The following is a 26,152-nucleotide window of genomic DNA, read 5'->3' on the forward strand; positions in this document are numbered from 1 at the left end:
CGGTCGTTACGGCGCGACGAGCGTGCCGTCTTTGAACACGCGCGAGCTTTTGACCTCGCCGCTCGGCGACCAAAGCTGGGCGGGGCCGTCGGCCACGAATTTTTTCCAGTGGGATTCGGCCCGTTTGCGGCCATTCTCCCAGAATTGCGTCCAGGTGCTGGTTCCGTCCGGACGGTGCTCGCGGGTCCACGTCACGGAGCCGTCCTCCCGCCACCAGGTTTCCGCGCCAACTTTGTGGCCGAGGGCGTAGGTCGCTTCATATTGTTTACGACCGTTGGGAAAGTAGGACACACGCGGGCCATGCAGTACGAAATCGCCGTTGGCCGCGACACAACTGCCCCACGTGGCGCGGATTTTTCCGTCCGAATATTTTTCCTGGTGCGATTGCACGCCGCCGGGCACCGGCACGGTCACCTGGGCATTTTGCTCGCCTGTGACATCGGAAAGAATCCAAGCCTCGTTTAGTTCGAAATGCTGGCTGGGATGATTCATCGAAGTGAGCAGATGAATGACGCCGTTAGGCGCCTGGACTGCGGCGCTGTAGCCGATGGTTCCGAGGTCATGGAAATTTTCCGGGATCGTTCCCGACCATTCGCGGGTGACCTGGGGAATGCGGGTCACCTCGTGCGGCAACGCCAAGTCGAGCCGTTTGATGTGCCAGGTTTCCCCTTCGTCGTCAGAAAGGGCCACGAAGGCGCCGTGTTGAGTGACGGTTGCGGGCGGCGGGTTGAGTTTCAAGATCTGCTGGAAGTCACTGGCAAAAAACAAACGCCCGCTTTTCAGTCGCAGGATGACTGGCCGCTGGTTGCCGCCCATCGCGGGGAAGACCGTCTTAACGGGCGCACTCCACGTTTTGCCTCCATCGCTGGAAAAGACTTTCGGCATGAAGCCGTCGAGGTCGGAGCTCTTTCCGCCCATCCCGAGGATGCGGCCGTCCTTCAACTCGACGAATGTCGTGTGCCGGCCGGCGGTGCGCCCGCCCGTGTCGAACCACGTTTTCCCTTCATCCTCACTCGCCCAGAGCATGGACGAGGCCTCCTTGCCGTCATTGCTGAAATAGAGGGTTCCGCGCGGCCCGGCGCGGAACATGGAGTTCGTCGGCTGGTTTTCGATGTAGGCATTCTTCGCCGTGATGTGCGGCAACGTCAGCGGGCTCCACGTCGCTCCGCTGTCGGTGGTCGTCGCATATTTGAAGCAGAGATCGCCGTAAAAATTATAGCTGCCCCCGCCGATAAACCAGACGCGGCCCCCGTCGTTCCAAAGCAGTGCGGCCATTTCGGGTATATCCGCGAGGTCGCAAAAAAGTTCGGGCATGTCCCACTCCGCCGTGCCCCGCCGCAATCGGGAGATGATCATCCGGGTGTTGGGTTGATTCTCGGTCAGGCGGCGGCTTGCGGTGAAACTGATCTGCACCACGTCGCCATTCGGCATCACCACGATGCCGCCGCTGTGGACGTGCGCCATCACGCCGGGATGCAGGCCGGCCGACGCCGCGCCGCCGTTGAGGTCGTTCTCCGCCGGGATCGGGAGCATCGGCCGGGCGCGAAAATAGGGTTGGTCCGGACGTGGTCCGTGTTGTGCGGCGTCCGTCGTCTGCAAGATTGCCTCAAAGGCAAACGTCGGCTCCGTCGGTAAGGGCGCAGTGGCGGGCAGATCCGCCTGCACGATACGAAAGCCAATATAGTGATTCAACGTCCCTGGCTTCGAGCGCGCCTGCGGCAGCATGCTGGCGCGATTGGCTGAACGGGCGTAATAGGCACCGGGCGCCAGCCAGTGAGTGGGAGTAAAGCCGAGTCTCGGCCGCTCCAGTTCGGGCTTCTTGTGCGGCTCGCGCAGTTCGATGCCGGCACCCCGTACAACCCGGCCGACGCCGCTGGCGGGGCCGACCGGGTCCGTCTGATCGCTCCACGGATATTGCCCGTGCCAGTCCAGACACCACTCCGGCAGGCCTGCGCCTAGCTCGCGCAGGCCAAACGCATTGGCCGCATCGCGGGCTGGCGGAAGCTTTCCCGACCAGAACAGTGACGCCGTACCGCCGCGCGCGGCGTACTCCCACTCTGCCTCGGTGGGCAGCCGGTAGGTCTTGCCTTCTTTTTTGCTAAGCCAAGCGCAGAACGCCATCGCGTCGTCCCAGCTGACGCCGGCGACGTAAGGCGCAAAAAAATCGACCGCCGTCTCCTCCGCGCGGAACTGCCGGAACGCCGCTTGCGTGACGGGAATTTCGGAAATGAAGAACGGTTGCGTGAGGTGAACTGGGTGAACGTTTTGTTCATCCCAGTCGCCCTGCGGAGAAAAACCCGGCCCGTTCAGCTTGACCGGTGTCCGGTTGGTCTCGCCCATCGTGAACGAGCCGGCCGCCACCGGAATCATCTTAATCCCGACCGAATTGGTGAAGGCCGCCGGCGGGGCCGCGATCACGGCCGCCGGCATCAGCAGGGCGAGCAAGGCCGCCGTGATCATCGATTTCATGGCGAAGCGGGTGCGGGCACGGATTCTAATCAGAAAGAACCCTTCACGCCGACGCTGATGAGCGCGCCGGTGCGTTGCACCACGAGCCGCTCCGAGAAGTCCGGGGTCGTGGCCGTCGCCCGGTTGTAGACATTATTTGCCTGGAGAAGATTGCGCACGCTGAGGAACAGGGAAGCTTGTTTCACGATCCGATACTCCGCCGAGAGATCCACCATTGTGCGGGGCGGGCTGTAGTCAAACGTGTCCTCGGGAATCAGCGCGCTGGTCGCGACGCGGGACTGCTGGATCTCGCCGGTCATGGCCACGTTCAGCTTCACCAGGAAGCGCGGGCGGGCGAGGCTCACGCCGTAGTTGAAGTTGTATTCCGCGAACTGGTTGAGGTCCTCGGCGTTGGTGCCGGAACGTTCGAGCACCGTGGCGTTGGCGAACACGCTCAGACCGCGCGCCCAGCCCGGCAGGAAATTCAGGGCCTGGCGCACGCTCGCTTCCGCGCCGCTGACATTTGCCCCACCGAAATTCTGGGCGGTGCTCAGGGTGTAGCCGGTGGCGTAGTCCTCCGGGATGCCGTAGAGATCCACCAAGTCGGGGGTCAGCGGGATCGATACCCGGCTGATAAAGTTCTTCATTTCCTTGAAGAAGACGCCGGCCGAGGCGACCGTGCCTTTTTTGCCGTAATATTCGAGGGTGAGATCGTAGCTGTTGGAAGTCGCCGCCGTCAGGCCTTCGTTCACGACCGTGATGATGCGCGAGGCGGAGGTGGTCACGTCCGGCAGCGTGACGCCGGGCGTGATTTGCGCCAGCGAGGGCCGCGCGATGGTGCGCGCATAGGCGAAACGCAGCAGCAGGTTGTCGGTCAGGGTGTAGCTCGCATTCAGGCTCGGATAAAAATCATCATATTGCCGCTGGGTCGAACGCCCGTAGCGCGTGTACTGGAGTTTCGCCAGTTCGAGCGCGGTGCCTGGCAGCTTGATCGGGTTGCCCGCCGCATTGCGGATGAGATTGCCGTTCGCGTCGCGCTGGTAGGTGCGGCTCAGGTCGTTCAGCGGTCCGAGGGCATCGTCCTTGGTCTCTTCGTAGCGCACGCCGGTGGTCACGCGCAGGCGGTTGCTGAGCAGCTTGGCGTCGAAACGGATGAAGGCGGCGTTGATGGTCTCGGTGATCGCTTTCGCGGTGTTGGCGGCGGAAACGAATTCGTTCGCCTCGTTCAGCGTGAAATATTCCGGGTGCTCCTTGAAGAGCGCGAAAAGTTTTTCGCTGCTCAGGAACCTGACCGGGACACGGGCGCCGGTGACGTCATACCAGTTCACCCGATCGGAGAATTCCTCGGCCACGAGCCCGTAGTTATTGCCAGTGCGGGAAGCCGCCGTGGAACCCGGCGGCGCGAAGGTGTAGATCCGGGTGGACGCCGAATCCTGCACCACTTCGTCCTGCTTGATCGCCGCGCCCACGCGCACTGTCAGAGGAAAACCGGGATCGAAATCCCGCTTGAGGCTGAAATCGGCCGAGCTGATCTGGTTGTCGACATGCAGCCCGAACGAGGTGGCCGTGGTGATCGGTGCCGCCCCGGCATCATAAACGTTCACCGTGGCGCCGGTGTTGTTTCTCGCGACGAGCACCGGCAACGCGTTGCTCTCGCCATTATACAGGCCCTGAATCCCGTCCGCCTGCATGGTCAACGGTCCGTGAAACGCGGCCTGGGTGCCGAAAAATCCGTCCTCCTGATCGTCCCGGTGCCTCCGCGCGCGGGAATAGCCCGCATTCAGCTCGGCTTGCCACACATCACCGTCGTAAGTGTAGCGCAGCGAGCTCTGCGAAGTGTTCTTGTAGAAATTGGAGCCGTTGGAAACCGGCGTGACGCGTCCGCCGTTTGTCGCGCTCTGGATAGTGGTGGGCGTGCCGGTCGCCGTGCCGCTGGTCGCAAAGCTGAAATCCATGCGATTCTCGGCATTGGTCAGATCGTCCGAGGCGTATTGCGTGCTGAGTCGGAGCGCGCCGCGTTTGCCAATTTTCCAGTCGAGCGACACGGATCCCAGCTGCTTGTCGTAGAACTGGACGGAGTAAAATTTGATGTACCGCGTCAGCACATCCCGGTTCAGGTCCCAGAAGAGCTGGTCGAAATCCAACATGTAATAGCGCTTAGCCGAGCTGAGACTGACCGTGAAACCCAGCTTGTCATTGACCGGGTGAAGGTACGTGAGATCGAAGCCAGGCTGGATGGCGGCGTTCGTGGAACCGGAACGCACCCCGACCTGCTTGCTGAAGCGCGGCGCATCATCCGGCGAATCCGGGCTGAGGATGTTGAAATTGAAGTAGCCGCTGTAGCTCAGGGAAGGCTCCTTCACCATGAACGCACTCTTGGTGCGGATATTGACGCCACCGCCGACCGCATTCGCCGCCATGTCGGGTGTGGGCGACTTGGTCACTTCCAGTCGATCGATGTTACCCGTGCCCACGCCGGTGAGCTCGAACGCGCGCGTGCCCGTGGTGGTAGCCAGCGGATTGCCATCAATGGTGAATAGCGTACCTTCCGAGGGGAACCCGCGAATGCTGACATCGATTGCGATCGGGCCGGAATAGTTCACGTACACGCCGGGCACATACTTCAGGAATTCACCGGGATTGCCTTCGCCCATGTTGCCGAATTCCTCGAACACCACGACATTCTTGATGTTGTCCGCTACGCGCTGCTCGTTGAGCGCCGCCGCTTCGTTGGATAATTTTTCCGAGGTCACCGTGTATTTTTCCAGGTGAAGCACCTGCGTCGAACCGCCGGACGCGGCGGCACCCTCGAGCACCATCCGGTAATCCTGCTGCGTCGACTGCCCAGCCATCACATTCACGGTCTTGGTTTCGATCCGATACCCGGTATACAGGACGGAGACTTTGACTTCACCGGCCGGCACGTTGACGAACCGGTAATGGCCGGTGGCGTCGGTAAAAATTTCGAGCAGGGAACCTTCGATTACCACGCGCGAATTTTCGAGCGCGCGGTTGGTAACGTCGTTGGTCACCCGGCCTTCAATCGTGCCGAAGGTGGTGGTTTGCCCCCACGCTAAGGAGAGGAGGAAAAAATTGAGGAACGCGATTGCCGATAGCCTGAGACAGGGAAACAAGCTGGTTTTCATGACGAATGATTTGGAGATGGGTGCCGGAAGGTTGCCGAAGGACAGGCAAAAACTGTTGAGCCGGTCTCCCGCCATCGACGCAGAAAAACTGGTCAGAAATTTTAACCAGGGGGTAAACACGGGAGAGATTTCATGAGAATCGTCATGCGGCGAGGCTCGTGATAAAACAACGCGTCGCCAAACGTCTTCGTCGGGACGCGCCTTGTTTTTTCGTCACACGTTTGAAACAAACGCGGACTATTTTCCCGCGTGGGCGCTACTTCAGCCGGACTTCGGCCGCCACGCGCTCAACGATAAATCCAGCCGGGTCGGTCTGGGCTGCGGTCGAATTCAACCGCAGGTAGCTGACGCCCGCAGGCACCCGGTTCAACTGAGGCAGCGACAATCGGTCGATCCCGTCGATCGATACCGTGCAGACACCAGGCCACCGATCACGCGGTGGGCGCTGCTCCACTTGCCATGACAGGGTGATGTCGTGCCAGCGGTTCTTTTCCAGAACCACCCCTTCGCCCAGCCGGCCCTCCGCGCTGATCGGCAGCTCGAAGCCCGCCGCATTGGCGTCAACGATGTCAGGATAATAGAACCGGTCGGTGAGCGTGATGAGGCCGCCTTGGAAACCCTCCCGCAGCATCACCCGCAGGCTCACCTTGCCGATTTGACCCGCCGGGAAATTCCACACGGCACCGTCACCTGCATTTCCGTCGGGGCGCGCCACTCGCATCACTTGAGCGCCGGCCCGGGTGGGATGAGGAATGCAAACCGCTCCGGCGCTGCGCTCGCTGCCCCACATTTTTGGCGGGCCGAAGCTCTTGAAAGTGCTCCATTGCGCAATGCCCGCAGAAAAATCGTCCTCATGTCGACGCTCACGCAGCCAGGCCGGGTCGATCACGATGATCCGGCGGCGATCCTTCCCCTGCCCCGAAACCAGCAAAACATTGCCGTCGGGCGTTGCGACCGCCGCCGGGTAGGCGGTGCCGCGGTCACCGACGCCCAAGGCCGAATCGGTTTGCTTTGGATCCCGATAAATCTCGCGGAACCCCTTCCAGGTCTTGCCGTCATCCGACGAAACCGCGGCATGCAGGGCATCGCGCCCTGTGTAAAGAAATGCGCCGTCGCGAGGCCGGGTCAGCACCGTATTATTCCAGACGACTACGAGGTCGCCGTTCGGCAACCGGGTCAGGCTCGCGGGTGCATCCGAGGACCGGAAAAGAGTCGGCTGCGGCTCCGACCACTCCACCCCGTCGGTTGAAAACGATTCATACAGGTAGCCGGTTTGCGTGCGCAGGAGCATCCAGACCCGTCCGTCATTCAGTTCCACGATCACCGGCTCGTAACCGCCCGGATGGACGCCGGGATAATCCGCTGGCACGGGCACGGTCAGGCGTGCGGGCGAACGCAACCAGGTTGAACCGCCATCGTCGGAGTAGACGGTGGTGTTCTCCCAACCGCCGCGCGCGGCGTCCCACGGAATCGCCGACGCCGCCTCGACCGATTTGCCTTCCTTGTTCACCAGCTCGGATCCGACGGCCATCGCACCTGCCGGTGCCTCCGTGCTTTTTGCCCTCCGCAAATTGTAGCCGACGGGCACCACGATGCGTCCCGTTTTAAGCTGGATCGGATTGTTCTGCGGTCCGCATACGCTCAGAAATTTCCACTGCGTCCACTCGCTCTGGCCGGCTGGTTTGGCCGCATGCCAGGACTCCTGTGCGGGAGTGCCGACGTTCAGCGCGAAGAGGTGCAGCTGTCCGCTTTGATCGTAAAGGGCATGCGGCGACATTTCATACCACTTCATTCCGCGCGGGAGCGCCACGACGCTCTCGGGCAGGCCCCACGTCCGACCGCCATCGCGGGATGTTATGCGCCGGACCTCCTTGTCAGGGATTGCGACAGCCCCTTTTTTCGCGGGCGGGGAAAAGCTTGGCAGATCGACGGTGAAATAGTGCTCCGCGGTGCCATCGGGCGCGATCACACAGCTGTATCCGGGGGCGCCCCTTGCATCGATCGGCGGGACGGAGGCCGCGAAGGCGACTACGCTGAAGAAGGCGAAAGCGATGAAGCAGGACTTCGCCATCAGGCGGCGGTGGCGATTGGCAGGGATGGACAATGGAAACATAGTCAAAGTGAGGATAATCTGGAAATGGGCCGGAAAATCGCCGCCAGTGAGTATTTACTTTCCTGTCCGGCGGACTGGCCAGCGCGTTTATGCGGACTCGTCCGAGTTGTCTTCAAAATTGATGGGCTGGTAATAATATTTGACCAGCACTTGGTGATTTTCCTGCTCTTTGACGGCTGCCATCATAGAGACTTCCTCCGGACGCAATGACCTCCCTCCTCCCTTTCTCAGGTAATCGCGTGACCGTGCGACGAAGTGGCGTAGTCCTCGATGAACGTGCGGCAGTCGTCATGCAGCGGATAGCCGAGAAAACTGGTAGCGGTGGAGAAAAGCCCGCGGCGCACCATGTAATACTTCAGGCCGGTCAACCAGCAGGCAATCGAGGGCCCTCCGTAGATCCCGAAAAGCGCCGCTTGCATCTCCCTTTCGATCTTCCGCGCGTCATCCCGCCGGCCCGCCCGGAACAGCCCGACGATTTTGGCCAGCTGCGGGGCCACCGCCACCGCCCCGCCAAACATGCAGCCGTCATAGCCCGCCTCAAGGTAGTCGACACACCGGAACTCATCACCGTTGAAAAGCGTCAGTGCCGGTTTTTCCTTCTGCGCGGCCAACGCGATCGCGCGACGCTCAGGCGAACCGGAACTGTCCTTCACCAGGTGCACATTCGGCAAAAGATACAGGTCCTTGAGCCGGTCTTCGGGAATCATGATCGGCCGATGCCGTCCCAAATCATAGATCCCCATCCGCAGCGGACTCGCGGAGACCGCTTCGGCAAACAGCGCCGCAATTCGATCCGGGGTCGCATTCATCATTGTTGCAGGCGCGGCGACGATGCCGAAGTCCGCACCGACCTCGGCCACCAGGCTGACATTGTCGAGAATGCGCGGCACGGAATTGTCCGACACCTGCGCGGCGATCTTCAACTGGCCCGAAGCCGCTTTCACCGCGGCCTGAACCAGCGTCCTTCGCTCGCGATCCGGCAGCCAAGGACCTTCGCCGCAGGTGCCCGCGAGAAACACTCCCCGCATGCCATCAGTCACCGCCTGACGGATCATTTTTTCCACCGACGCCACGTCGACTTTAGAATCATCCGTCAAGGGAGTCGGCACGGCAGACCAGAGTTGCACCTCAGGCAAAAGTTTCATCGTCCCAAAAAAACAAACGGCCAAAACCGGAACTAGTCCGAATTACTGGTAAGATATTATGAACAGCTCGCCACCTCCTTTTGACATTCCCAAGCGCCTCTCCCTGCCGGCCCAGGCGGCCGCGTCGATCCGCAAAGCGATCTCGGAGCGCGTGTGGGACGAATATCTTCCCGGCGAACGCCGCCTCTGCGAAATGTTTCAGATCAGCCGACCCACCGTTCGCACCGCGCTTTGCCAGCTGGCGAAAGAAGGGTTGATCGAAATCCGCCACGGCCTGCGCAATCGCCTCCTCACCGCGCCTGAACACTTCACGCCCCAACCCAGCCGGCTCGTCGTCCTGGTCACCCACGAACCGGTCTCGCACATCGCGCAGATGGCTTATCAAGGCATCGGTGACATGCGCACGCACCTTGCGGAACACGGCTTCGCCACGGAAGTCCTCGTTTGCCAGTCCCGCAGTCCGCTGACTCAGCAGCGAAAACTGGACAGCTTCATTCGGGAAAATCGCGTGTTTTGCTGCGTGTTGCTTTCCGTGAGCCGCGAATTGCAACAATGGTTCGCCCGCCAGTCGCTGCCGGCACTCGTGCTCGGTTCCTGCCACCCTGACGTGGTTCTCCCTTCGCTGGATGTCGACTACCGGTCCGTCTGCCGCCACGCGGCCGGGATATTCCTGCAAAAAGGCCACCGGCGGATCGCCCTCATCGTGCCCAACTCCGGCGTCGCCGGAGACATCGCCAGCGAAAAAGGATTTCAAGAAGCGGTCGCCGGTCGCGGGGATCGGAAAGATGCCGAAGCCATCATCGTGCGGCACAATGGTACCGCCCTCAACATCAGCGCCAAGCTCGACGCCCTCTTTAAATCGAACCGTCCGCCCACCGCGCTGCTCGTCGCCAAGCACCGGCATGTTTTCGCCGTGATCATCTACCTGCTCAAGCGAGGCCTGTCGGTGCCCGACAAGATTTCACTGATTGCCCGGGATCACGAATACCTGTTCGAAACGGTACACCCCACGATCTCGCACTATCAATTCAAGGACGACTCGCTCGGCCAGCGCCTTTCCCGACTGATGATCAAGCTGTTGAACCAAGGTTCAATTCCCGCGGAGCCAAACCTGTTGTTTCCCAAATTTTTCGAAGGCAAGACAGTGAGGTCACATGTCGATGGCTGATTGCGTCGCGATTGCTTCGCCCTAGCCGCGACGCGAGGAATCCAGTCCGAACGTTGCTTTCAATCGCCGGCGGTTTGCCCACTCACTTCTCACCGGGGCTGCGCCCTTGTGTGCCGCCATTCCCCGAAAGGCGCGCCTCTTTAACAATCGATCACAAATGAAGCGCCGGTCTTTACCCGTACCTCGTCAAGGGTGATGCCGGGATGCAGTTCGATTAGGACGAGGCCAACCTCCGGCTGCACTGCGAACACGCAGAGATCCGTGATGATGAGGCTGACCACACCCTTGCCGGTGAGAGGTAGGGTGCACTGCTTCAAGATCTTCGGACTGCCATCCTTCGCGGTGTGCTCCATGACAGCCACCACGCGCTTCACGCCTGCGACCAGGTCCATCGCGCCGCCGGGGCCCTTGACCATTTTACCGGGCACCATCCAGTTCGCGATGTCGCCGTTCTCGGCGACCTCGAGCGCCCCGAGAATTGACAGGTCGATGTGCCCGCCCCGGATCATCGCAAACGATTCGGCGCTGGAGAAAAAAGCCGAGCCGGGGATTGTCGAGATCGTCTGTTTGCCGGCGTTGATCAGGTCCGGATCGACCTGCTCATCGGCCGGAAACGGCCCGATGCCCAGCAGGCCGTTCTCGGACTGCAAGGTGACCGTCATGCCTTCGGGGATGAAATTGGCGACGAGCGTCGGGATGCCGATGCCAAGGTTCACATAGTAGCCGTCGCGCAATTCCTGCGCCGCGCGCCGGGCCATCAGCTCGCGGCTGGGCGTCTCTCGCCTGGAAGCCACACCGCCTTGCACCGTGCGGAATTCGATGCGCTTCTCATAATTCACGCCTTGAAAAATATGGTCCACGTAGATCCCCGGCGTGTGGACGTCGTCAGGGGCCAGTTCGCCCACTTCGACGAGTTCCTCGACCTCGGCGATGCAAATTTTTCCGCATGTCGCGATCATCGGGTTGAAATTCCGCGCGGTTTTCCGGAACACGAGGTTGCCGGCCCGATCGCCTTTCCAGGCCTTCACGAGCGAGAGGTCGGCGGTGATTCCGGACTCCAGCACGTAGTCCCGGCCCTGAAAGTTTTTGATCTCCTTTCCTTCGGCCAGCCTCGTGCCGAGCGCCGTCCGCGTATAGAACCCGGGGATGCCCGCCCCACCGGCCCGCAACCGCTCGGCCAGGGTACCCTGCGGAACCAGTTCCAGTTCGAGTTCGCCAGCGAGAACCTGTCGCTCGAACTCCTTGTTCTCCCCCACGTAAGAGGCCATGACTTTTTTCACCTGCCGGGTCGCGAGCAAGACACCCATGCCAAAGCCGTCGACGCCGGCGTTGTTACCGATGATCGTCAGGCCCTTCACGCCGCTGTCGCGCAACGTGGCGATGAGGTTTTCCGGGATCCCGCACAGACCGAAACCACCCGCAGCGATGGTCATGTTATCGTAAAGCCGGCCCGCGAGGGCGGCCTGGGCATTGGCGGTGACTTTGCTCATAAATTAAAACAGGGTTTTGTCCTCAAACGGGAAACGGGGGATTCGAAATCAAACGGTCTGGCCGCAGATCCTTGCCAATCTGAATCAAAGCAATTCCACGCAGGCGGCCAGCCCTTCGCCGCCGCCGATGCACACCGCGGCGACGCCGCGCTTGAGCCCACGCTCCCGGAGGGCCGCGATCAGGGTCACGAGGACACGGGCCCCGCTTGCCCCCAGGGGATGACCCAGCGCGATCGCGCCGCCGTGCACGTTCACTTGGTCGTGCGGTATCCCGAGTTCCTGCATAAAGGCCATCGGGACGACGGCGAAGGCCTCGTTCACCTCCCAGAGGTCGACGTCCTTTACCGACCAGCCGGCGCGAGCAAGGGCGGCTTGCGCCGCCCGCACCGGGGCGGTGGTGAACCACACCGGCTCCTGCGCGTGGCCTCCGAAACCGGCCAGCCGGGCGATGGGCTTCAAGCCTTTCAGCCTCGCCGAAGCGGCCGTCGTCAACACCAGCGCGGCGGCACCGTCGTTCAGCGAAGAGGCGTTGGCGGGCGTGATCGTGCCGTCCTTTAGGAACGCCGGCTTCAGGGTCGCAATCTTGTCGTACTTCACCCGCGCCGGACCTTCGTCGAATTCGACCCTGGTGACATTTCCCCGGGCGTCCCTCACCTCGAACGGCGTGATCTCGCAGGCAAACTGGCCGGCCTTCTGCGCGGCGTTGGCACGCTGGAAGGATTCGATGGCGTAGGCGTCCTGCTGCTCGCGCGTGAACTTGTATTTCAAGGCGCATTGCTCCGCGCAGTTGCCCATGTGCAAGTTATCGGAGGGGTTCCAAAGACCGTCGGAGAGCATCGAGTCGATCACCTGCTGGTGGCCGAGCCGGTAGCCGTCACGAGCCTTCGGCAGTAAATAGGGCGCGAGCGTCATGTTCTCCATGCCACCCGCAACCGTGATCTCCCCCATGCCGCCTGCGAGGCAATGCGTCGCGTCGATGACCGCCTGCATGCCGGAACCGCAGACCTTGTTGAGCGTGACGCAGCGCACCGACGACGGCAGCCCAGCGCCCAGCGCAGCCTGCCGCGCGGGCGCCTGCCCAAGACCGGCCTGAAGCACGTTGCCCATCACGCAGTCGGTAACCAAGGCGGCAGGGACCCCGGCTTTTGCGAGCGCCCCTTGAATCGCGGCGGCTCCGAGCTTGTAAGCGGGCACGCCGGCGAAAACGCCTTGGAATGCGCCAATGGGAGTGCGGGTCGCTTCGAGAATGACAACGTCGTCCATGGAGGAAAAAAGAGGATTAATCATCCCGGATTAACGGCCTTCCGCAGTTCCATTGTTCAACTGGTCGCGCTTGAGTTGGCGAATGAGCTCTGCCGTGACCGCTTCCCTAAGCGCTGCGATCTCCCCGGCTGAATATTGCTTCCATCCCGCCCCGGACTTCACTCCGAAATCGCCCTTGGCTACCAGTTGTTCCAGAACTGCCGGTGTGGTGGAGTCATTGCAGAGCTGCGGAAAAAGCCCCCGGGAAATCTCAAGGTACACGTCCAGTCCCCCCAGATCGGCCGTGCCAAATATCCCGCTGACGGGAATACGCCGGCCAAACCCCATCCGGGCCACGGTATCGATGTCCTCCGGGGAGGCGACACCCTTGCCGACCAGATCCATGGCCTCCCGCTGGAGCGCAAAAGCCAGCCGGTTGCCGATAAACCCGGGGATCTCCTTGCGCACCACCACGGGAGTCTTCCCGCAATCTCTCAGGAGCGACTTCACGTCCTCGATCACGCCTGAGAGCACATGAGGGTGCGGTACAAGTTCGACCAGTGGCATCAAGTGCGCCGGGTTCCAGTAATGCATCACCAGAAAACGTTTTCTGCGCTCATCAGCCACCGAATCGAGGGCCAGCTGGGACGGTTCGAACGTGGAGGTATTGCTCGCCAGGATGGTTTCCACGCGGCACAGGCCGTCCATGTGCCGAAATAACTGGCGTTTGACTTCAAGTTTTTCGACCACCGCTTCAATCACCAGGTCAGCCTCCGCCACGGCGGCGGCCAACTCCGGTTCGCAAATAATCCTGGCGACGATTGCATCAATCGGCTCGGCGATCAGCCCGTGTCGCTGCAGCAGGTCGGCATTGGTGCGAGCAAGATGCACCGCCTTCTCCAACTGGGAAACCTGCGAATCGTGAAGCGTGACCTCCCGCCCATGCGCGGCGAAGTTCAGGGCAATATTGGCCCCCATGGTGCCCGCACCGACAATTGATATCTTTGATATTTGCATGGTGGTTAGCGACCGTCAGCCGTTGCGCTCCTGCATTCCGCGGATCTCCGTTTTTCAGGGAGGGCACGAATACCCATGACGCCCGCTGAAGCCGGCGGCCGAAACCGCCGGATGGAAGCCAAAGGATCGCGGAGATGTTTTTTCGAAAACGCGAGAAGCCATCGAGTTGTCGGCATAGTTTCCAGCGGGAGGGTAAATAAACTGAGAAAGCCGTTTTCCGCGCCGGCCATCAGATCCCGGCAAATTGAACGTCGGAGCGGCAGGCCGCATGGCTGGACTTATCACGGCAAGGGCACATCCGGGAGCTTCTGATCGGAGTCGATCGCCTGCCGATAGCGGTCCAGGTGCGCCCCGGTTGAGTCCCAATCGGCCAGCAACCGTACGTCCTTGTCACCGGCGACGACTCCCGGCGCCGCGGGCGGAGCCTGATCGCCGCGCTTGCGGAATTCCCACCAGCACTTCGCCTGATGGTTGTGCTCGTGATCGATGACAAAGCCCGCGTCCTGCATCAGGGGTCCGATCCAACCGAGGCAGTGATCGCAATAGTCGTGGTACGACTCGAGCCCGTTGCGCAGCAGAAAACCCTTCGAGGGGCAGGCATGCATATCGACCCGGAACAGATCAGGCAATTGGGTGATCGTGAACCCGAGGTCGGGCGATTCCTCGAGCAGCGTGTGTCCCCAATATTTGGCCATGCCGGCGAAGCCCTCCCGCTTGATCAGTTCGACGGCGTGCCGCTGGCTGTCCTGATTGATGGCTTCATTCCAGTAGGCCTTCACGAGTGCGTGGCCGCCCCTTCCTTCCAGCCAGTCGAACGTCCATTCGTAGTGTCCGCAAAAATCGTAACAGCCTAGCATGGTCCGGCCTCCTTGATGTCGCCCATGTCTTGCGGGGGAAGCTTGGTCTCAAGCGTGGCGTAGGAATGCCGGCAGCTGCCGTTACCGCCGGACAAACGCATGGTCAGGCCCGCCGCCTCCGCGCGCGCGGAACCTAGCAGGTAGCAATGCTGGCAATACTCGCGCACGATCTCGCGTCCGCCGGCGCGCAGGTGCCGGATCGCCGGGCATTCCCGCACGTTCACCTCCACCCGGTCAGGTTTTTCCGTTACCTCCACGGTCGCACCCGGTTCAGCCGCGAAGAAGTCGCGCCAATACCGGGCGACGGCCGGAAGGCCGATCACCCGCCAGCGTTCGTTCACCGGTGCAAAATACCCGCGGCCCATTTCCTCCAAGTAGTGACGCCAGCCCTCGTAGCCTTCGCGTCGCAGTACAAACCGGAATGTCGCGTTGATCGCGTAATAAAAATCCGCCGAACCCTGGGGTTTCGTATCCGTGTACGGAAGCGCCGGCGCGCCGGGTTTACTCATGACGCGAGGGCTCCGGCGGTTTCGATGGCGGCAGGGAATGACGGGGACGGTTTCAACGGCGGTCGCATCGGCTCATTCCCATTTGAACACTATGCCCAACCAGCCCTTGCTGCCCTGGAGCACCATCTGGTAAATCGCCGGTGCCTGCGCCACGGGGACGACATGTGTGAGCAGATGATCCAGCCGCAACTCACCCGTCGCCATCAAACGCAGGCAGGCCCGGCGGTTGCGTGAGCGGGACCAGCGCCAGTACGCGTGGGTTTCCGTCAGGCCGGCCTCATACGTGCCGGTGACGGTGAGTTCCTTGCGCAACAGTTCTTCCTTCAAACGAATGGTCGCGTTGCCGGGGGGACTCCCGGTCAATACGACGGAACCGCGATCGGCGGCGCACTCCATCGCGGTCTGCAAAATCGAGGCGGCCTGGGCGCAGTGGAAAACCGCCTCGGCGCCCGCGCCCCGGGTGATCTCCCGAATGCGTTCGACGACGTTTTCCCGCGAGGCGTTGATGCAGTGCGTCGCGCCGCTGCGCTTCGCCATTTCCAGCCGCTCGTCCTCCAGGTCGATCGCGATGAGGGGATACGCGCCGGAGATCCGGGCAAATTGCAGTACCAGCTGACCGACCATCCCGAGCCCGAACACCGCGACTGACTGGTCGATCTGCACGCCCGCGCGGCGCACGCTGTGCAGCGCCACATCCCCCAGGGCCACAAATCCAGCGGACTCATCAGTAACACCCTCGGGCACTTGTTCGATGCTCGCCGACGGGTTCACGTCGACGACCACATGCAGCGCATGCGGCGCGGAAGCGGTTACCCGGTCGCCCACCCGAAACCCGGTGACGTCGCGTCCCACGGCGACGACCCGGCCAACGGCCATGTAGCCGATGTTCGCCCGCTGGGCTCCCTCGGGCAGGCCATAGGATTGCGGACCATGGCGCAGGAAATTGGATTCGCTGCCTGCGCTCACCTGGGTGCAGGCGTTGCGCACGAGCAACTGGTTGGGCCCGGGCACTGGGATCTCGCTGGTCTCCACCGTGACACCGGGAGGAGAAGAGGCAAAAATGAGTCGCGGGGAGGAGTGGGCAGTCGGGTTCATCGGAGAATGAAAAAAATCAGGATGCCTCCAGTTCGGCGAACACGCCGGCATCGTCATACCGCGACGCCGCAAAGGCCTGGTCGAGATGGGCCGGCGTGCGACCGCCGATTAAGACGGAGGCCACGCCGCGCTGGTGCAAGGCCCAGGCCAGCGCCAGATGCGTCATGGCCAGACCGTTTCGCACGGAGACTTCTTGGAGCCGCGCGAGCCGGCGCTCCGCCAGTGGATTGAAATAAACGTCCTGGTGGCCCGGGATGACCGCGAAGCGCGAACCCGCCTCGACGCCGCCGCGATGCTTCCCGGTGAGGTAGCCCGCACCGAGGGGACTGTAGGTGATGATGGCCACCCCATGCGCCGCGCACAGCTGCCGCATTTCGTCGTCAACCGTGCGCACCGCGAGATTGTGGTTGTTCTGTACCACTTGGAAAGGCTTCAGCCCGAGACGGCCTTGCAGCGCCAAGGCCCTCTTGAGTTGGGCGGCGGTATAGTTGCTGGCGCCAAGCCGGCTCACCCGTCCTTCACGCACCAGACGGTCGAGCGCGCGCAGCACCGCGGGGGTGTCCGCCGTCTCATCCCATTTGTGCAGATACAGCAGGTCGATCGTTTCGATCCCCAGACGCGCCGCGCTCGCGGCCACCGCCGATACCACCTGGGCTTCGGTGTACGGCGGATATATTTTGGTCGCGATGCCGGGGCGTTTGACCGACGGGCGGGCGGCCAGCCATGCGCCGATGATCCTCTCGGATTCGCCGGCGGAATAATTCGCCGCCGTATCGAAGAGGGTAACGCCGTTGGCCACGCCATGATCCATCAAGGCGAACGAGGCGACTTGGTCTATCTCCCGTCCGAAAGTCGCGCCGCCGAGACAGATCCGGCTGAAGGCCGGAACCACCGGGGATGACTGCAAAGGAGAGGCGGAGAGCATGGAGGTCACGTTGGCGCTGAAACAGACGAAGGTTCAGAGTTATTTCCCGTTGGTCGGCGCCTTCAGCTTGGGCGGAGGAGTGCCGCCCGCCACATAGCTTTCGATAAAGGAACGGCACTCGGGGGTCAAAGGATATTCAAGGAAGCTCGCCGCCGTCCCGAACAACCCGCGCTCGACCAGGTAGTGCTTCAAGCCGGTGAGCCAGCACGCGATCGATTCGCCCCCGTAAATTCCGTAGAGCACGCGCCTCATTTCGGATTCCACGGTCTGCGCTTCAGCCACGCGGCCGGCCGCGAACAATGCCGTCAGCTGCTTGAGCTGCGGTCCCACCGCGACCGCCCCACCGAACATGCAGCTGTCGTAGCCGGCCTGCAAATACTCAAGGCAGCGGAACTCGTCGCCGTTGAACAGACGCAGCGCCGGTTTTTCCGTGCGCGCGGCCAGCGCGATGGCGCGACGCTCAGGCGCGCCCGAGCTGTCCTTCACGAAATGTACATTGGGCAGGAGATAGATCTTCTTCAGTTCGGACTCGGGGATGACGACCGGGCGGTGACGGCCGAGGTCGTAAACACCCATCGGCAGCGGCGACGCCTGCACCGCCTCTGTGAACAACGCCGCGATGCGCTGCGGAGTGGCGTTCAGGAAAGCGGCCGGGGAAGCCACGATGCCATAGTCGGCGCCCGCGTCCGCCACGTCCTTCACGTTGTCCAGGATGCGCGGCACCGAGTTGTCCGAAACCTGGGCGGCGATTTTCAAGCGGCCGCCTGCCGCCCTCACCGCCGCCTTCACCAGGCGCTGGCGCTCGCGGTTGGGCAGCCACGGCCCCTCCCCGCAGGTTCCGGCCAGAAACAGTCCGTGCATTCCGTCCGCGATGGCCGCATGTACCATTTTTTCGACGGAAATCTCGTCCACCCGAAATTCGGGCGTGAGCGGAGTCGGCACGGCGGACCAGATTTGCACGGGATGGGACGATTTCATCTCGCTAAATAAACGGGAGCCTTACCAATCGAACGAGGTTTAAGAACTGGTAACTTACTATGAACAGCTCAGCCCTCCCTTTCCACCTGCCCACGCGACTGTCCTTGTCCGCCCAAGCGGCGGATTTGATCGCCAACGCCATCGACAACGGCACTTGGCAGGACTCCCTGCCGAGTGAAAGACGGCTTTGCGAGATGCTGAAGGTCAGCCGGCCCACGGTGCGCACCGCCCTGCGGATCCTCGCGAAAAAGGGGATCGTCGAAATCCGCCATGGCCGGCGCAACCGGTTGCTGAAACGCGCGGGATCGGCCCCGTCGGCGCAAAGCCGGGTGGTCGGATTGGTCACCCATGAGCCCTTCAGCCACATGACGCTGGCGACCTACCAGGTGATCAGCGAAATGCGGGCCCACCTCGCCGATCAGGGCTTCACCACGGAAGTGCTGGTGTGCCCCATGACCGCCAGCCCGCGGATGCAACGGCACAAGCTGGAGGAGTTCGTCACCCGCAACCGCGTCTACTGCTGTGCGCTGCTTTCGGTGAGCAAGGAAGTTCAGAAATGGTTCTCCACGCACTCGGTACCGGCGTTGGTACTGGGTTCCTGCCACGCGGAGTTCAGCCTCCCTTCGCTCGATATCGACTACCGGTCGGTCTGCCGGCACGCGGGCGGGGTGTTTTTATCCAAGGGCCACCGGCACATGGCGTTCGTGGTGCCCAACTCCGGCGTCGCCGGGGACCTCGCCAGCGAGGTCGGATTCCGCGAATCCGTTAAGTCCAACCACCAGGCAGAAGCGCACGCCCTCATTGTCCGGCACAACGGAACCGCACAAAACATCATCCGGCGCCTCGATGCGCTGTTCAATTCGGCGCAGCCACCGACCGCCTTGCTCGTCGCCAAACCGCAATACGTCTTCATCGTCATTCTCTATCTCCTGCAACGGGGCCTTGCGGTGCCCGATACCGTTTCGCTGATGGCCCGCGACTATGACCGCATCTTCGAAGGGGTCAGCCCGCCCATCGCCCACTACACGCTGCAGGACGACACCTTCGCGCACCGCCTGTCGCGCTTGATCCTGCAGATTGTGAACAACGGGCTGCTCTCGCCGAAGCCCAATCTTATTTTTCCTAAATTCTTCGCGGGAGGAACGGTCAAGCAACTCGCCTGATCGGAGGGCCAGCAGCGACTTGCCCAATCAGCATTCCGCGCACGTCCCCACCGGTGGCGCGGTGGGCGCTCAACGCACCTCAGCCGACAATCGCGAGAAGGTCACCGCATCCGTAACGACCTCACTGCTGAACTCCACCCGCAGGTAATTGATTCCGTGTGCCGCCGTGCGCTTGAGCGGGAAATCACCCAAAACCTTGCCATCAATTTCCACGGTCACGGTTCCCTTTCCAGCCGCGTCCCGCCAGCTCATGCGCACATCCATTCCGCGGCCGAGTGCGGCTGAGAATGCGGAGACGTCCACCGGAATCGTCACCACCGCGTGCTCCGCGGCCTGCCGATCGTCGAGCCGGTTGAAATGGTCGGTCAGGCTGATGGTCAGGGATCGCACGGTCCCCGGCGCCTGCAGGTGAAATTGCACCAGCCCACCTTTCGCAGCCGGAAAATTCCAGAGCGCGCCACCCGCCTTATCTTTCAGGCCGACCGAGAGCGTGGCTTCCGCGCCTTCGCCGACCACCTGAAGTTCGCTGCCGCCATAGCTGGTCCACCCGATTGGCCCCGCGCCGAGGTCGTCCGCCACTTTGCGCTCCAGCAACCAGCGCGGATCGAAGAGTACTATCGCGCGCTTGCCGTGCCCCTGCCCGCTCACGACCGCGATTTTTCCGTCGCGTGTTTCAACGGCGGAGGCATAAGCCGTGCCGCGATCACCGCCGGCTTTCGCGGCGGTCTCATGCAGGATCTCCCGGAATCCCTTCCACGTGAGTCCTTCATCCTGACTCAGACCCGCGGTCAGCACTTCGCGTCCACCCATGGCGTAACTGCGGGGGTTGCTCCAGTTCTGGCAGGGATTGGAAAAAAGCACGATCGCACCGTCCCGCAGACGGAGCAACTCCGCCGGCGAGTCCGAGGAAATGAAATCGGTCGGCACCACCGGGCTCCAGCGTTCACCCCGGTCGTTCGAGAATGACTGCCACAGACGCCCCTGCCGGTCGCGCACCAGCATCCAGACTCGCCCATCGGCCAGGGGCAACAACACCGGCTCGATCGCACCGTAGCGGGTGGTGTTTTTGGTTGTCAGCTCGATGCGGAGGTGATCCGGGGATTCGTGCCAGGTCTCGCCGCGATCGCCCGACCAGTACACGTACGTGTCATGCCAGCCGAAATCAGGACCGCTGGCCGGCGCCTGGCCGCGGGCGGGAATGGCCCGCGCCACGCCCGCGAGGAGACGTCCGCCGGGCAGCTGGACAAAGCCGCGGATCGAACCCACGTAGCCCGGCACGAAGCGCCGGGCGGGCGTCCACTCCGCCGCTCCCAGTTCCCGGCGTACATGATAGACTTCGTACAGGTTCCCGCGATGCCCGCCCTCGCCCTTCCCATGCACGTGGAAGATCGCGTGCAGCGTGCCGTCGGGGGCCTCCAGCACCTTGACCGCATAATAGGCTCGCCCCGGGAGCTTGAAGGCGAGCCGCGGTTCACTCCAGGTCAACCCGCCGTCTTCCGAGCGCAGGAACGAGACGGTTTCGCTCTCCGGCTTGGTGATATAATAAATCTCGAGTGCCCCGTCCTGACGGGCGAGCAGCGAACACTCATTGGAGGGCGCTTCCCGGACGATCGCGGGTGCCCACGCGTCGGCGGCCCGCGCCGGCGGCGGCCGCAATTGCATCCCGAATTCATTGGCCAGCACACGCTGGGGAGAGGTCGGCTCCACGCCCGCGTGGCCGGGCACTGCGAGGCCGACCATAACCATGGTGCTGAGAAAAATAAAGGAGACCTTCATTGGTGGTGGCTGATGATAATATGAAATCTACGCATCGAACTATGCTCCTCGGCATCCCTGTCTGATTTACTGCGCTGGAATCCGGCCGGGTGCACTCGCAATCTCCAATTAGAATTCTCCCTTGAGGCCGAAGGTGACGTCCGCCCCACCCGTGGTGAAGATGCTCAGCGGTTCCGCATATTCGGGAATTCCCGGTCCGCGGCGGCCGGTGGTGGCAATCTCATCGTTGAGGAGGTTGCGCACGGAACAGTAAGCCGAGAAACGCTTCGAGAAGCGGTATTCTAGGGATAGGTCAACCTGACGGGACGGCAGTTGCAGCGTGTAACTGCCCGCCGTCTGCGATGCGTTGGAGGCCGCGAGCAAGCCGGACGTGCGCATACCATCCCGGTCGTTGGCGACATTGAGCTTGGCTAGGAATTTGCGGTTCGCGTAGCCCGCGCCGTAATTGATCTGGCGGGGAGCGAAACTGACAAAATCATCCGCATTGGCCCCGGTGACCTTGAGCTGCGTGGCGTTGACAAACACGGAGAAGCCGCGGGCCCAGCCCGGCAGGAACGGGAAGGTCTGCCGGTAGCTCCACTCATAGCCGGTCACGACCGCCTCGCCGGCATTCGCCTTGGAGACGATGTCGTAGCCCACGTATTCCTCGGAAAGGCCCAGTTCGCGCAGGCGCTCGAGGGTGGCGTCCTCCCGGGTGTCGGAGACGAAGTTGACAATGTCCTTGCGGAACGCACCGACGGAAATCGAAGCGCCCTTCAGTTCATACAGCTCGAGTGACAAGTCGTAGCTGTCGGCCGTCTGGGCGATCAGGCCCGTGTTGACGATCGTGATGAGCGGATCGGCAATGTCCGCGCGGGTGATCGTGGTGCCCGGCAGAATGTCGCTGAGGCGTGGACGGCCGATGGTGCGGGCGTACGCGGCCCGGACGAGCAGGTTGTCCGTGATCGCGTAGGTCGAGTTCAAGCTCGGGTAGAAACCGTCGTAATTGCGGTCCGCGAGGAAGCCCCGTTCCGTGTATTGCGTCTGCACGGTGGCCGCGCGGGTATCCACCAGCGGGCCCTGCCCCTCGTCATCCGTCCGCTCGTAACGCACGCCGCCGACCAGCCACAACCGCTTGTCGAGCAGCTTCACATCCGCCCGCACGAAGGCCGCGGAAATCGTTTCTTGGAGATAGCGGGAACCGTTGACCGCGGCGATGTAGGCGGCGTTCTGGTCGAGGATGAAATACTCCGGGTGCTCGCGGTAAAGGTCGTACACCTTGGAGGTGTCCACCGTATCCACCGTGAACTGCCGGCCGGAGGAATCGGTGTAAACCTTCCGCGCCGCGTAGTCCCGGGCCAGCACGTCGAAGTTACTGATGATCCGGCCGGCGGCGCCGCCCGGCGGCGTGAAGGTCCAGCTCTGGCCGGTGGCATTGCGGTCATTCCGCTGCCGGTCCACCTGGCCACCGAATTTCATGGAAACCGGGATCGTGGTGTTAAAGCTCCGGGTGAAGTCGAGCTTGCCCCCGTCACGCACGTCCACGTTGGTCGACTCGTTGCTGGTCACGCTGTTGATGGTGTTCGTCGTCAGCCGGAAGGGATCCACCGTGACGCCGCTCCGGTTCACAACCGTGAAGGTGGGGGTCCGCCGGTTGCCGATGTGGTCGAAGTCATCCGCGCGAATCACCAGCTGCGGAATGTTGCTCAGCACCACGGTGGCGAAGGTCCCGCCGCTCACGTCCTCGACAGTGCGGTGGTTGCGCGCGTAGGAGGCCGAGCCCGCGATTTTCCAGGTGTCTCCGGTGTAGGTGTAGCGCACCTGCCCGCTCAGGCCCGTGCGGTTGCGCCCGGCATCCATGGTGTCGGACTGCAGCGCGTTGCCCGCGCCGGGAACGGCGCCCTGCGTGAAATCCTCGCCGCCCGTGGCGCCGGCACCATAATTGAGGATGAGTCGGGCCCGCGAGACGAAGAGCTCGCGACCCTGGGTCTGCACGTTGAATTGGAAGAGGTGTTTCTCGGCCGGCTTCCAGTCGACGCCCAGCGAGGCCATGCTGTCGATCGTGTAGATGTCGGAGGAACTGACCGTCGTGGTGGTATTGATGCCCGTGACGTAGTTGCGGGCGATCTGGGGATAGTCGCCTTCCTGAAAACGCGACGCCCGCTTGGCGTTGAAAGTAAATGCGAGCTTTTTGTTCACTGGATGGATGTAGGACAACTCCACGCCGGGCTGCAGCGAACTCGCCGTGGTGTGGCGCGTGCGGCCGGTGTTTTCCTTCATGCTCAGATCGAGCCCGCGGAATCCGTCCATGGTGCTTGTCGTTCCGAAAACGTTATAGGTCAGCAAAGGCGTGCTCCGGCTGAAGCCGGTTTTATAGACCAGGTTGACGGAACCACCGATCGCCGAGGCCGGCATGTCGGGCGTCGGCACCTTGGTGACTTCGATCCGTTGGAGATTGCCGACAGGGATGTCGCTGAGGCGGACGTCGCGATCGCCGAAAGCGCTGGCCACGTTCGCGCCGTCGGCCGTGACGAGCGTCGAATATTGGGAAAGCCCGCGGACGGAAATGGAGCTGCGGTCCCCGAAGATCGCGACGCCCGGGACATACTTCAGCATCTGCGAGGGGTCGCCGTCACCCATGTTGGCAAACTCGTCGAATTCGACGACATTCATCACATTGGGCGCGTTTTTCTGGGCCTGCAGGGTCTTGCGTTGGGCGGTCATCTCGCGCTCCACGATAGTGAACTTGTCCAAGACAACGGTCTCCCCCTCCGGTTCGCGCAACGTCGTCGCGCCGAGCGAGAAATCCCGCGCGACCCGCACGCCCTCGACCACCAGCACGCTCTGGCCCACGGGCTCCAGGCCGGCAAATCTTGCGACCACCCGGGCTTCGCCAGCCGGCACGCCCGCCAGCAGATATTCACCATTGGCATCCGTCAGTGTGGTCTGGGCGCTGCCCTCGACCGACACGCTGGCGTTGCCCACATATTCACCGCTGCTGGAGTTCAGCACGCGTCCGCCAATGGTGCCTGTTCCCGCCACCTGGGCGGCCGCGATGGAAATAAAAAACGAAAGAGTGGCGAACAACAGGCTGCTGAATCGGGCGGCCCTGAGGGTGTGCTGAAGTGAGGTCATGCTGAATTTTGCTTTGAGCTGATCGGGTGGTGTGCTGGGAGTGGACCAACGCTGGGAAGCGAAATCACTCCTTCGAAATTGCCGGGATCGCCTGTGGAGGGACCGACGTGGTTTTCACGGAAAAATTGCCGACAAGAAATCCGGTCGCTGACACTGCCGGGCCCGGCTCGCTGAGCCGAAGGTAGGAAAGACCCGCCTTCGCGCGGCGAAGCTGCGACAGCTTGAGCACCTCGCGACCATCGATGCGCACCGTCGCGACGCCGGGCCAGCGGGACCCCGACTGCCTCTGCGGCTCCGTCGCCCACGCCAGTTCCACGGAGTACCAGCGGTTTTTTTCGAGGGGTGTACCCGTGCCGGGATCACCGGAAGCCGCAATCCCCCAGGTGAAGGCCGTCGTGTCGGGATTGTTGTCACCCGGATAAAGATGCAGGTCGGCCAGCGAAATCTGCGCGCCTTGGAAACCTGCCTCCAGCCGGAGTTCGAATTTGACCTCCCCTGAGGTACCGGCCGTGAAGTTCCAGACCGCGCCATCGCCCATGTCCGCATCCGGACGACGCAACTGCAGGACGGAGCGCGGCGCACCGGACGGGTCCGGGATGAGGCGCGCCCCCGCCTTGCGATCGCGCCAATAGCCGAAGGCGGGCCCAAAACTTTTGAACACGCTCCATTGTTCCAATCCGCGACCGAAGTCATCCGAACTTCCGATCTGGGTCAGCCAGGCCGGATCCATGCGAAACAGCTTCCGGTTATCGCTCTGGCCCGCCGCGAAGTATATTTTTCCGTTCGGTGCGGCAAAGGCGTTCACATAAGCGGAGCCGCGATCCCCCGTCTTGGGCGGGGTGTCGTTCCGGCGATCGTCGAGGTACACTTCCCGAAACCCGCGCCAGGTCAGACCGTCGTCCTTCGAAACCGCAGCATGCAGTGCGTCGCGTCCCGTGTAGAGCCAGCTGCCGTCCCCGGGATTGATTTCCCGGCAGTTATTCCAAAACACCACGATTTCCCCACCGGGCAGTTTGACCAGACTGGCCGGCGAATCGGAACTGCGGAAATCCGTGGGCTGCGGATCACTCCACGCCACCCCGTCCGTCGAATAGGATTCGTGGAGACGTCCGCTCTGCGTGCGGATCAACATCCAAACCCGTCCATCATTCAACTCGACGATGACGGGCTCGTATCCGCCCACATAATTGCTCTGGTCCGCGAGGTTGCGCACCCGCAACCGTGCCGGCGATTGCAGCCAGGTCGCGCCTTCGTCGTCAGAATAATAGGTCGTACACACTCGCCGACCCCACCGGGAGCCCCAAGGTTCGTCCGGAACCAGATAACCCACCGGCACCACGATCCGGCCGCTGCGCAGTTGAATGGGGGGAGTCTGCGGACAGGAGACACCGGCCACGACCGGCTGGCTCCAGCGGGCCTGGCCGGCCTTCTTCACCGAGTGCCAGAATTGCTGGCCCACTGGCGTGGTGTCCAAAAGGAACAGATGAAAATTACCCGAACGGTCTCGCAACACATGCGGACTGCGGCCGGCCCATTTTCCTTCCGCCGGCAGGGAGAGCACCACCTGCGGTTCCGACCAAGTCGCACCCTCGTCGCCGGAAACAATCTTCAGCGCCGTCTGTTTTCCGTGGGCCCCGTCAATGTAGTAGTGCTCGACCGTCCCGTCCGGCAGCACGAGCGGGGCGAAGCCCCGGACTTTCCGCAGCAGCTGCGGCCCGGGAATTTGTCCGGCCACCTCCGCCTCGCGATTTTTTTCCGCCCCCCACGCGCCAGCGGCGGAAGCTACGAACAGGGTCGCTAAACCCATCACCGCAGTGATCCCGACGAGTCGGTGAACCCAGCGACTGGGTCTCTCCATCCGCAGTCCCGGGCAAACCGCGCCGGAGGTGACCTTGGGATGACTTCTCATGGCGATAATCGTGCGTTCCGGGTTTTCGATTTCGATGCCAAACAAGTGGGAAACGCA

17 protein-coding genes are annotated in these 26,152 nt (G+C 62.4%); 2 read left to right on the forward strand and 15 right to left on the reverse strand.

All coding sequences use genetic code 11. The features are described 5' to 3' along the window. Positions 1-6: 6 nt before the first annotated feature. From ACRRQW_RS02720 to ACRRQW_RS02735, 4 genes are all read right to left on the reverse strand, one after another. On the reverse strand, positions 7-2,469 hold the full coding sequence (locus ACRRQW_RS02720) for an SUMF1/EgtB/PvdO family nonheme iron enzyme (RefSeq protein ID WP_438479718.1): 2,463 nt from the start codon (positions 2,467-2,469) through the stop codon (positions 7-9). 29 nt (positions 2,470-2,498) lie between these two features. Continuing rightward, positions 2,499-5,594, reverse strand: coding sequence for a TonB-dependent receptor (locus ACRRQW_RS02725; RefSeq protein WP_438479719.1), 3,096 nt, complete (start codon positions 5,592-5,594; stop codon positions 2,499-2,501). A 256-nt stretch (positions 5,595-5,850) separates the two neighbouring features. Beyond that, positions 5,851-7,707: a sialidase family protein gene (locus ACRRQW_RS02730; RefSeq protein ID WP_438479720.1), complete on the reverse strand. Its 1,857-nt coding sequence runs from the start codon at positions 7,705-7,707 to the stop codon at positions 5,851-5,853. A gap of 227 nt (positions 7,708-7,934) precedes the next feature. After that, the gene (locus tag ACRRQW_RS02735; RefSeq protein WP_438479721.1) at positions 7,935-8,852 is read right to left on the reverse strand and encodes a dihydrodipicolinate synthase family protein; all 918 of its coding nucleotides are present in this window, start codon (positions 8,850-8,852) and stop codon (positions 7,935-7,937) included. 58 nt (positions 8,853-8,910) lie between these two features. Between ACRRQW_RS02735 and ACRRQW_RS02740 the strand changes: the two genes are divergently transcribed. Beyond that, positions 8,911-10,020, forward strand: coding sequence for a substrate-binding domain-containing protein (locus tag ACRRQW_RS02740; protein WP_438479722.1), 1,110 nt, complete (start codon positions 8,911-8,913; stop codon positions 10,018-10,020). A gap of 140 nt (positions 10,021-10,160) precedes the next feature. Here ACRRQW_RS02740 and ACRRQW_RS02745 read toward each other — a convergent pair whose 3' ends face one another. The 8 genes from ACRRQW_RS02745 to ACRRQW_RS02780 all read right to left on the reverse strand — a co-directional run bounded on the left by ACRRQW_RS02745 (position 10,161) and on the right by ACRRQW_RS02780 (position 18,133). Continuing rightward, positions 10,161-11,510 (reverse strand): 3-oxoacid CoA-transferase subunit B, encoded by a 1,350-nt coding sequence (locus ACRRQW_RS02745; protein WP_438479723.1) that lies wholly within the window; start codon positions 11,508-11,510, stop codon positions 10,161-10,163. Positions 11,511-11,594: 84 nt separating this feature from the next. Next, complete coding sequence (locus ACRRQW_RS02750; RefSeq protein WP_438479724.1) at positions 11,595-12,773, reverse strand: thiolase family protein; 1,179 nt, start codon at positions 12,771-12,773, stop codon at positions 11,595-11,597. A gap of 30 nt (positions 12,774-12,803) precedes the next feature. After that, positions 12,804-13,769 (reverse strand): 3-hydroxyacyl-CoA dehydrogenase family protein, encoded by a 966-nt coding sequence (locus ACRRQW_RS02755; protein WP_438479725.1) that lies wholly within the window; start codon positions 13,767-13,769, stop codon positions 12,804-12,806. 281 nt (positions 13,770-14,050) lie between these two features. Then, complete coding sequence (locus ACRRQW_RS02760) at positions 14,051-14,626, reverse strand: hypothetical protein (RefSeq protein WP_438479726.1); 576 nt, start codon at positions 14,624-14,626, stop codon at positions 14,051-14,053. Next, entirely contained in the window at positions 14,620-15,135 is a 516-nt protein-coding gene (locus tag ACRRQW_RS02765; protein WP_438479727.1) for a hypothetical protein, read from the reverse strand. Before ACRRQW_RS02765 ends, ACRRQW_RS02760 begins: the two co-directional genes overlap by 7 nt. A gap of 72 nt (positions 15,136-15,207) precedes the next feature. Beyond that, on the reverse strand, positions 15,208-16,230 hold the full coding sequence (locus tag ACRRQW_RS02770; RefSeq protein WP_438479728.1) for a zinc-dependent alcohol dehydrogenase: 1,023 nt from the start codon (positions 16,228-16,230) through the stop codon (positions 15,208-15,210). 16 nt (positions 16,231-16,246) lie between these two features. Next, complete coding sequence (locus ACRRQW_RS02775) at positions 16,247-17,155, reverse strand: aldo/keto reductase (RefSeq protein WP_438479729.1); 909 nt, start codon at positions 17,153-17,155, stop codon at positions 16,247-16,249. A 39-nt stretch (positions 17,156-17,194) separates the two neighbouring features. Continuing rightward, entirely contained in the window at positions 17,195-18,133 is a 939-nt protein-coding gene (locus ACRRQW_RS02780; protein ID WP_438479730.1) for a dihydrodipicolinate synthase family protein, read from the reverse strand. Positions 18,134-18,192: 59 nt separating this feature from the next. Between ACRRQW_RS02780 and ACRRQW_RS02785 the strand changes: the two genes are divergently transcribed. Then, the gene (locus ACRRQW_RS02785; protein WP_438479731.1) at positions 18,193-19,296 is read left to right on the forward strand and encodes a substrate-binding domain-containing protein; all 1,104 of its coding nucleotides are present in this window, start codon (positions 18,193-18,195) and stop codon (positions 19,294-19,296) included. A gap of 69 nt (positions 19,297-19,365) precedes the next feature. Here ACRRQW_RS02785 and ACRRQW_RS02790 read toward each other — a convergent pair whose 3' ends face one another. The 3 genes from ACRRQW_RS02790 to ACRRQW_RS02800 form a co-directional block, all read right to left on the reverse strand. Next, the gene (locus ACRRQW_RS02790) at positions 19,366-21,072 is read right to left on the reverse strand and encodes an exo-alpha-sialidase (protein WP_438479732.1); all 1,707 of its coding nucleotides are present in this window, start codon (positions 21,070-21,072) and stop codon (positions 19,366-19,368) included. 108 nt (positions 21,073-21,180) lie between these two features. Then, positions 21,181-24,186 carry a TonB-dependent receptor domain-containing protein gene (locus ACRRQW_RS02795; RefSeq protein WP_438479733.1) on the reverse strand — a complete coding sequence of 1,002 codons (3,006 nt, stop codon included), beginning with the start codon at positions 24,184-24,186 and terminating at the stop codon, positions 21,181-21,183. 64 nt (positions 24,187-24,250) lie between these two features. Further along, entirely contained in the window at positions 24,251-26,140 is a 1,890-nt protein-coding gene (locus ACRRQW_RS02800) for a sialidase family protein (protein WP_438479734.1), read from the reverse strand. Positions 26,141-26,152: the final 12 nt, after the last annotated feature.

The sequence above is a fragment of the Oleiharenicola lentus genome (assembly GCF_051660365.1).
GTDB classification, from domain to species: domain Bacteria; phylum Verrucomicrobiota; class Verrucomicrobiia; order Opitutales; family Opitutaceae; genus Lacunisphaera; species Lacunisphaera lenta_A.

Coding starts and splice junctions, on each gene's coding strand:
- ACRRQW_RS02720 (WP_438479718.1), bottom strand. CDS start 2,469: ATGAAATCGATGATCACGGCGGCCTTGCTCGCCCTGCTGATGCCGGCG.
- ACRRQW_RS02725 (WP_438479719.1), bottom strand. CDS start 5,594: ATGAAAACCAGCTTGTTTCCCTGTCTCAGGCTATCGGCAATCGCGTTC.
- ACRRQW_RS02730 (WP_438479720.1), bottom strand. CDS start 7,707: ATGTTTCCATTGTCCATCCCTGCCAATCGCCACCGCCGCCTGATGGCG.
- ACRRQW_RS02735 (WP_438479721.1), bottom strand. CDS start 8,852: ATGAAACTTTTGCCTGAGGTGCAACTCTGGTCTGCCGTGCCGACTCCC.
- ACRRQW_RS02740 (WP_438479722.1), top strand. CDS start 8,911: ATGAACAGCTCGCCACCTCCTTTTGACATTCCCAAGCGCCTCTCCCTG.
- ACRRQW_RS02745 (WP_438479723.1), bottom strand. CDS start 11,510: ATGAGCAAAGTCACCGCCAATGCCCAGGCCGCCCTCGCGGGCCGGCTT.
- ACRRQW_RS02750 (WP_438479724.1), bottom strand. CDS start 12,773: ATGGACGACGTTGTCATTCTCGAAGCGACCCGCACTCCCATTGGCGCA.
- ACRRQW_RS02755 (WP_438479725.1), bottom strand. CDS start 13,769: ATGCAAATATCAAAGATATCAATTGTCGGTGCGGGCACCATGGGGGCC.
- ACRRQW_RS02760 (WP_438479726.1), bottom strand. CDS start 14,626: ATGCTAGGCTGTTACGATTTTTGCGGACACTACGAATGGACGTTCGAC.
- ACRRQW_RS02765 (WP_438479727.1), bottom strand. CDS start 15,135: ATGAGTAAACCCGGCGCGCCGGCGCTTCCGTACACGGATACGAAACCC.
- ACRRQW_RS02770 (WP_438479728.1), bottom strand. CDS start 16,230: ATGAACCCGACTGCCCACTCCTCCCCGCGACTCATTTTTGCCTCTTCT.
- ACRRQW_RS02775 (WP_438479729.1), bottom strand. CDS start 17,155: ATGCTCTCCGCCTCTCCTTTGCAGTCATCCCCGGTGGTTCCGGCCTTC.
- ACRRQW_RS02780 (WP_438479730.1), bottom strand. CDS start 18,133: ATGAAATCGTCCCATCCCGTGCAAATCTGGTCCGCCGTGCCGACTCCG.
- ACRRQW_RS02785 (WP_438479731.1), top strand. CDS start 18,193: ATGAACAGCTCAGCCCTCCCTTTCCACCTGCCCACGCGACTGTCCTTG.
- ACRRQW_RS02790 (WP_438479732.1), bottom strand. CDS start 21,072: ATGAAGGTCTCCTTTATTTTTCTCAGCACCATGGTTATGGTCGGCCTC.
- ACRRQW_RS02795 (WP_438479733.1), bottom strand. CDS start 24,186: ATGACCTCACTTCAGCACACCCTCAGGGCCGCCCGATTCAGCAGCCTG.